The organism is Clostridium sp. K04, assembly GCF_019734375.1.
Classification (GTDB): Bacteria; Bacillota; Clostridia; order Clostridiales; family Clostridiaceae; genus Clostridium; species Clostridium saudiense.
This window is the reverse complement of record NZ_JAASHD010000002.1, coordinates 144,115-151,786: the sequence shown is the minus strand read 5'-3', so window position 1 is coordinate 151,786 and position 7,672 is coordinate 144,115. Positions and strand designations below refer to the sequence as shown.

At 25.2% G+C, this 7,672-nt stretch carries 5 protein-coding genes; 1 reads left to right on the top strand and 4 read right to left on the bottom strand.

Features of this window, described 5'->3' with window-relative positions; genetic code table 11:
* Positions 1-321: 321 nt before the first annotated feature.
* Together HCG70_RS01785 and HCG70_RS01780 are read right to left on the bottom strand one after the other, a co-directional pair.
* On the bottom strand, positions 322-870 hold the full coding sequence (locus HCG70_RS01785) for a Uma2 family endonuclease (RefSeq protein WP_055292086.1): 549 nt from the start codon (positions 868-870) through the stop codon (positions 322-324).
* Between the two features lie 94 nt (positions 871-964).
* Positions 965-3,712, bottom strand: a complete 2,748-nt coding sequence (locus HCG70_RS01780) for a DEAD/DEAH box helicase (protein ID WP_154820760.1) — start codon at positions 3,710-3,712, stop codon at positions 965-967.
* 412 nt (positions 3,713-4,124) lie between these two features.
* On the opposite strand from HCG70_RS01780, the gene HCG70_RS01775 reads away from it, so the two are divergent.
* The gene (locus HCG70_RS01775; protein WP_221697425.1) at positions 4,125-5,480 is read left to right on the top strand and encodes a glycosyltransferase; all 1,356 of its coding nucleotides are present in this window, start codon (positions 4,125-4,127) and stop codon (positions 5,478-5,480) included.
* 128 nt (positions 5,481-5,608) lie between these two features.
* Here the strand turns inward: HCG70_RS01775 and HCG70_RS01770 are convergent, their stop codons facing one another.
* Complete coding sequence (locus HCG70_RS01770; RefSeq protein WP_260457712.1) at positions 5,609-6,877, bottom strand: sensor histidine kinase; 1,269 nt, start codon at positions 6,875-6,877, stop codon at positions 5,609-5,611.
* 414 nt (positions 6,878-7,291) lie between these two features.
* Positions 7,292-7,588: a hypothetical protein gene (locus tag HCG70_RS01765; protein ID WP_042395531.1), complete on the bottom strand. Its 297-nt coding sequence runs from the start codon at positions 7,586-7,588 to the stop codon at positions 7,292-7,294.
* Positions 7,589-7,672: the final 84 nt, after the last annotated feature.

The following is a 7,672-nucleotide window of genomic DNA, read 5'->3' as shown; positions in this document are numbered from 1 at the left end:
AAACTTATATAATTTTCAAAGAGCGAGCAATTCTATGAAAAATCAAGCTATTTTTTCATATCAACTTAACAGATTCATATTTTTTGGTAATATTTATAAATTTGTTTACATTTAACAAATACTACACTTTTAAAACTTATATTCATTATTTTTTATATTTCTTAAAAAAATAAAAAAAACAAAGGTGCTGACATATATAAAATATGTTCAACACCTTTGTTGAATATTTCCATTTTTTTATAATTTTAGTATACTACCCATTATTGAGTTGTCAAGTATTTTCCATTAATTAATCCAATAATAATCAAAACCATTCTTAAACTAATATATTTCTTTTAAACTTATTTTTAAATCAGTAAATACTGTACTAACATATTCATCTTCATTTTTATAAACATCAGAAATAATATATTGATTATCTACCAAAGAGTACTGTATAATTTTCCCACTTTGTTCTACAATATTATATTCTTCTACCTTAAACTTTTGATATACTGCAAGTTTAGTTATATAATCATGAGATGCCGTACTTTTAGAAACTACTTCAAATATAATTTTAGGAACTGAAGTAAAACTTTCTCCCTTTGTAGTAGCATTTTCACACATTACAAAAATATCGGGTTTATATTTATATAATTCATCTTTGCTTTGAAATATTACTTCTATTTGTTCATCAAAAGGCTCACATTTTGACCCTTTAAAGAAGTCATCAAGTTTAGATAATATTCTCCTTTTTATCCTATTATGCTCAATAGACGTATTTGAAGTTAAAAATATTGACCCATTATCAAATTCTGCTTTACCATTAAAATTCTTTTGAATTTCTTCAAAATCCTCTTCAGAGTAGATATAATCTTTAATAATATCCATTTTACCCCTCCTTACCACTCTTATTCTTACTTTTTATTATAGCCTAAACATATCTTTTCTTAAACATAAATTTTAATCTTAAGAAAGCTTCAATTTAATATCTATCTCTTCTTTTTCTATTACCCCTATTAAATCCATTTCTTCTGCTATTTCCCCTAAATACTTTCTTATATCTAAAGTCCTTACCATCATTCATCAATTCCTTACAAGCTCTACATCTTTCACTTGGATAATCCCAAGATAACTTTTTACCACAGTTTATACAAACTCTTTCATGATCTAAAAGATTAGTTAAAAGAAGTTCATTTATTCTATTTGCTGTATCTTCCTTTTCCATTGCAATATATCTATTATTTATCATCATATTAAAATTCTTACCAAAAGAATAATTTAATTCTAATGACTTATAATAACATTCAAGTTCATCAAGCTCCTTCTTTGAACTTACATTTTTCTTAAGTACTGGCTTCTTTAAATTTACTGCTCCAGAACTATACATCTTACAATACTCTTCCCATAATGCACATACTGCCTTATTATTTTCTTCAAAAGGTATTGTTGCCATTTTTAAAAGTTCTTCTTTTGAAGCCTCTATATTAAGCTTCTTTAATCTATTTAAAAGATAAATTATTGTTGTTACATCTGATTTTTCATAATATCCTTTTACAGGCATTGTACTCCATGTTTTTAAAGCATCTACAAGATCTATATTTATTTCAAGAATAGAATCTGGTATTCCTATAAAACATTTTTCAATTTTCTTTGTTTTTGCTTTTAATGCATCTCTTATCAAATTAGGATCGCTCATAGTTGCAACATAACCTTTATTATAGATACCTTTACGCCCTGCTCTTCCTGCTATTTGCTTTATTTCAGAAACATTTAATTTTCTTAGGGACACCCCATCATATTTTCTTGTTTCTAAAAATACAATACGTTTTATAGGAAGATTTACTCCCATTCCAATAGCATCTGTACATACTATTACTTCTGTTTCTCCATCTAAAAATCTTTCAAACTGTTTCTTTCTTGTTGAATATGGTAGTGATCCATAAATTATACTTGTTTTTATATTGTTATTAAGAAGCTGTGCTGAAACTGCAAGCGCCTTCTTTTTACCAAATACAACTAATGCATCTCCTGGTTTAACATCCTTATTTAAATCAAACTTTTTATCTTCAAATATCAGTTCCGTATCTCTTTTATGTTCAATAACTTCATATGTGTCATTACAATCTTTTATTAGCTTAATTATTACATCCTTTGCTTCTGGTGCCATACATATATGAACTTCTGGAGCCATTACACCTATTATAGCTCTTGTCCATGCCCATCCTCTTTGTTTATCCGCAATCATTTGAGCTTCATCTATAACACATACATCATAAGGAGTTCCAAGCTGTAGCTTTTCAATTGTTGATGATACATGCCCTGCATATGAAATAATATCTTCTTCTTCTCCTGTTAATAATGAACAAGATATATTTTCTGAATTAAGCTTATCTTGAATTTCAAGAGCTAATAACCTTAATGGTGCTAAATAAACCCCAGTTTCTACTTCCATAAGTCTTTCAATACTTGCATGTGTCTTTCCTGTATTAGTTTCACCAACATGAAGATAAAAATGTCTTTTCATCTCTCTAGTTTCTTTATATTCATATATTGGATTATCTAAAATTATTTCTTGAATTTCATCTTTTGCTTTATTTTTAATATAGATATTTTCTGATGTCCATACTAAACCTTTTATACATATCCAAGGAATACATTCTTTAAACTCTATCATTTCATCAATAGATGGTGCTTTTTCATTTTCTTTTAAATATTCCTTATAAAGAATATTTTCAACTACTGCAATTCTTTTTATTATTTCATTAATTTTATCTTCCTTAGATACAAGGTTTCTTCTAAAGCCTGGTAAATTAACACTTTTATAATATCCAAAGACCATACTTTTAGCATCTTCTAAAAATAAATTCATATGTTCTTTTGTCTTATAAATATTCACATTAATAAGATTATCTAATCTTTTATCAATTGAATTAACAACCTTAACTTTAAGTCTATTTATTCCTTTTGTTGATGAACTTGCCTCTTCACAGCTTTCTATCATAAGCTTTATTAATTTTTCTTCATCATCACTTTTATCTTCTTCTACAATTTCTGTATAACAATCATTAGCAATACCAAGTGCTACACAGCCCTTATCATAAATATCTAATAAAAGTTTTTCTTCTAATGGTGCTACCTTAACTGCAACTGCTGCACCCCATCTTGTTTTAAATCCGTTTCCTATTTCTACTTTTATTTTTTCTTCTATACTTCTTTTTTTATCATCATTTAATTCTTCTAAATCTAAATCATAATATACTTTTCCATCTCTAGTTCTCTTATACCATCTAACACTATTCCATATGAATTCATCATTATATTTACTTTTAAATTTTTTATATAATTCACCTTTTTTTTGCTCCATTATAGTTGCTACTTTTTCATATATAACAGTAGCAATATCTTTTGGCTCATACTTATATACAGGTGTATCATCATCATTTTCTTCAATTTCTTTTAAGTCTTCAATATATGAACCTTCCCATGATACTTCATATAAAAAATCTTTCACATATGTATAATCATAAATATTAAATGGTCCATTATCTATTAAATCGACCTTTGAATTTATATCATACTTATTGTAATTTGAATCATCTATTTGAACTTTATTAACTTCTTTTATGTATTTAACAATTTCTTTTATTGTTTCATTAATAAATTCATTATCTATGTATTTAGCTATTTCATTTTTTGTTTCTTTTCTTAGTGTACACTTAATTGAGCTCATCCCATCATTCCTTTATAAATTACTTTGTTATATTTTATGAATCTTAATTCTTTATCTTATACCTAGCCGTTGTAATACTTCCATCTCTTTAAGAAGAAGATATAAACAGATATCACTCCAAGACTAAATTCCTTATTTTTTAACCAATTCTAGTTCTTAAATTAGTTAAAAATTCCCCCTTAAGTTAAAATTTCAATTTATACAACATACATTTTATCACTATAGGTAGTTTAACAAAAATATATGTATTTGGGTATTTATTTACCAAACTATTTTTGTACAAATCATTTCCATTGCATAATTATCTATACTCTGCTAAATTATTTTATATAGTTGTCGAAAAATTAAGAATTATTTTACAATTATGAAATTCTATATTTTTTGTCAATCCCCTAAGGAGGGTTACTAATTAATGAACTATGAAAACATCATTTCAAACAATAAACAAGGTCCCACTCCAAAAAGAACTATATATATATCTGTAAAAGCTAAATTCATAATAGCTATTACCTTTTCGATACTTTGGGCATTATTCTCTATTTATCTATCAAAAGATTGGATTAAAGATTTAGCAAGTGTTACTAATTTATTTATAGCATTATTTATCATTACTGGAATTGCATACATTCCTGGATTTATAAATGCATTTTTGCTAGCTAGTATATTATTGGACAAGCAACCTAAATTTAAAAATGATGATCCTATGGATGAAGTAACTATTTTAATTGCAGCATATAATGAAGAAAATGGTATTTATAATACTCTTTCTAAAATAAAAGAACAAGATTACAAAGGAAAAATTAATACTATAGTAATTAATAATAATTCTAGTGATAATACTGTAAATGAAGTATATAGAGCTGCAAAAGAGCTAAATTTAAAAAATGTTAAATGTATAGATGAACCTAATCCTGGTAAATTCAATGCACTTAATAAAGGATTAAAACTTGCTAATACAGAGTATGTTATAACTCTAGATGCAGATACATTATTACATTCAAAAGCAATAAGATATTTAGTATCAAGAATAAATTCTGCCCCTTCAGATATTGCAGCTGTTGCAGGTAGTGTTTTAGTTAGAAATAGTAGAGATAATTTACTTTCAAAAATACAAGAATGGGATTATTTCTTATCTATTATGTCTATCAAAAGAATGCAAGGATTATTCCAAGGAACCCTTGTTGCTCAAGGAGCCTTTAGCATATATAAAACTGAACTAGTTAAAAGTCTTGATGGATGGTCTGATGCTATAGGAGAAGATATTGTATTAACATGGCAAATGTTAATGAAAAATAATAGAGTTTATTTTGAACCATTAGCTGTTTCATTTACAGATGTACCTACTAAGTTTTCTCATTTTTATAAACAGCGTTCAAGATGGGCAAGAGGAATGATTGAAGGATTAAGATTGGTAAAACCTTGGCAACAACCAAATATGTTTTTAAAATTTTTAACTGGTATTGATTTATTAATTCCTTATATGGATTTATCTTATACTATATTCTTCATTCCAGGATGTGTACTTGCATTATTCGGAAAGTTTTACATAGTAGGACCTATCATGCTTCTTGTATTACCTATAACATTATTAACATTTATTATTTTTTACTTTAAACAAAAAATATTCTTTAAAGCATTAAATTTAAAAGTTCGTAAAAATAAATTAGGTTTTACTACATTTATTCTCTTTTATCAAATGATAATGTCACCTATTTCACTTATTGGATATCTTCAAGAATTATTTGGAGCTAAAAGAGTATGGAAATAAATAATCTCCTATCAACTTTTCATAAAATATTTACTTTAAATATAAATAAGCTTAAATAAACAAGCCGTATTCAGATTTAATTATTAAATTTAATCTAAATACGGCTTATTTCTATTTTTCATTAAATTTTATACACTAATCTTTACAGGTATCTTTATTATAAATTCTGTAATTGTATCATTACTAGAAACTGATACTTTACCATTATTTCTTTCTACTATCTCTTTAACAATAGCTAATCCAAGTCCATGCTCCTTATTGCTGTTTTCCTTTGTAGTAAATCCAACATCAAAAATCTTATCTATTATTTCATCTTCAATTTTAGGTCCATTATTTTGTATTTTAATAACAACACTATTAAGACTATAATAAGTTCTAACTATAATAAGACCTTTTTCATTCATAGCTGTTACAGAATTATTTAATATATTTGAAACAATCCTTTGTATCTCCATTTCAGATACATTTATATCTTCTAATGAAGCCTGCTCATCAACAAAAATATTAATACCTTTATGTTTTATACCATTAACTATCATAGAAATAATTGAATCGTTATTATATATTTCAACTTCAGATATAATATTGTCATGTCCATTTATTATGGACTTTAAAGAATCCGTAAGCTTGTCATATTTCCCCATAAGACACAATCCATATAAATATGAAATTTGAGAACCATAATCATGCTTTACTTTCTTTAAATCATTTATTTTTTCTTCTAATTCTTTATTTAATAACATAATTTCTTTTGATTTTTTTTCAATACTTGCAAAATATAATATAATTCCCATAATAAATAACCCTGTCATTACAAATATGATATTCTTAATTATTAGGTTATCTATATCATATACTATAAAATTATAAACTATTACCAAATCAGCTACTACAGTAGTTATTATTAATGACATCATAGATAAGTTTTTACTTCTAACAAATAAGTAAATTCTATAAATTAAGTCTTTTCTCAATAATATAAAAATATCCACTATAAAATATGGTACATATGTAATCATTATATATGCAAATTCTAACTTCTCAGTAGGAATCCCACCTTTGAAATATAAAAATAAATTAGACATAATAAGTGTATTAATATTTATAAATAAATATACAATAGATATAGAAATAGTTGCTCCTAATGAGTCCTTTTTAAATACAATTATTCCCATAAGTATTAATACCAAATGAGTAAAAATTATTCCTATACTTAAACTTCCTACTAAATATGTTGTTAAAGTAATAATAAGCCAAAAATTCGCTATTAAAAGTCCGATCTTTAATTTACTATTTTTATCTCTATATTTAGTACAAAAATTGGGAATCAAAACTAGTACTAAGCTCTGAAGTATCGTATTAATTACATCTGCTAACCTTATAATTTCTGTTTTCATTACTTTTTACCTTTCATCATCCATCAATTTTATATTTATTTTTCAACAAATTTCCTTATAAAAATAACTATCTCATTTCTTTTTTCATATCTTATCTCGAATTATATCATATTTTTTCTTATTATTATACGTTTTTTATAATCATTATTAAATTTTTATAACTTTTTTTATATTATTAAGAAAACCAGTAAATATATGTTACCGCATAACTACTTAAATTATTTAACTCATATTTTATTAAAATATAAATTTATAAAATTATAAAATATATAAGCAAAAAGAGTTAGTATATTTATTATTTGCATAAACATATTAACTCTTTTTTCACTATATAAATAATATTTAATTTAAAACTAATCTAAATATGAAAAAAGAACCCTAGCAATAACTATGGTTTCTTCCTTAATCTCAATATTAATCAACTTTAGTTTTATAAGCTTCCATCATTACAAATACAGCCGTTAAGATATGCATTATCATTCCTAAAAATGGTATCCATCCAAGAGCATTACCTACAATCCCTAAAATACTACCTGTTATAGGCAAGTCCTCCTTTTTTGATAATACTAAATTTACAATATGGAATGCTAGCATAGCTGCTAATGGTACCCATACTAATCCTATTATTATACTTGCACCTATTACTGGAATTCCTAATAAAGCTTCGATTCCTCCAGCAACCCATTTGGTTACTCTTACTGTCTCCTTCATAATTCTCTCCTAATAAACTATTTATTAATTCCATATTATATATTCAAAATACCTTAATAAAATTCCTATATATTTAACTTAGTA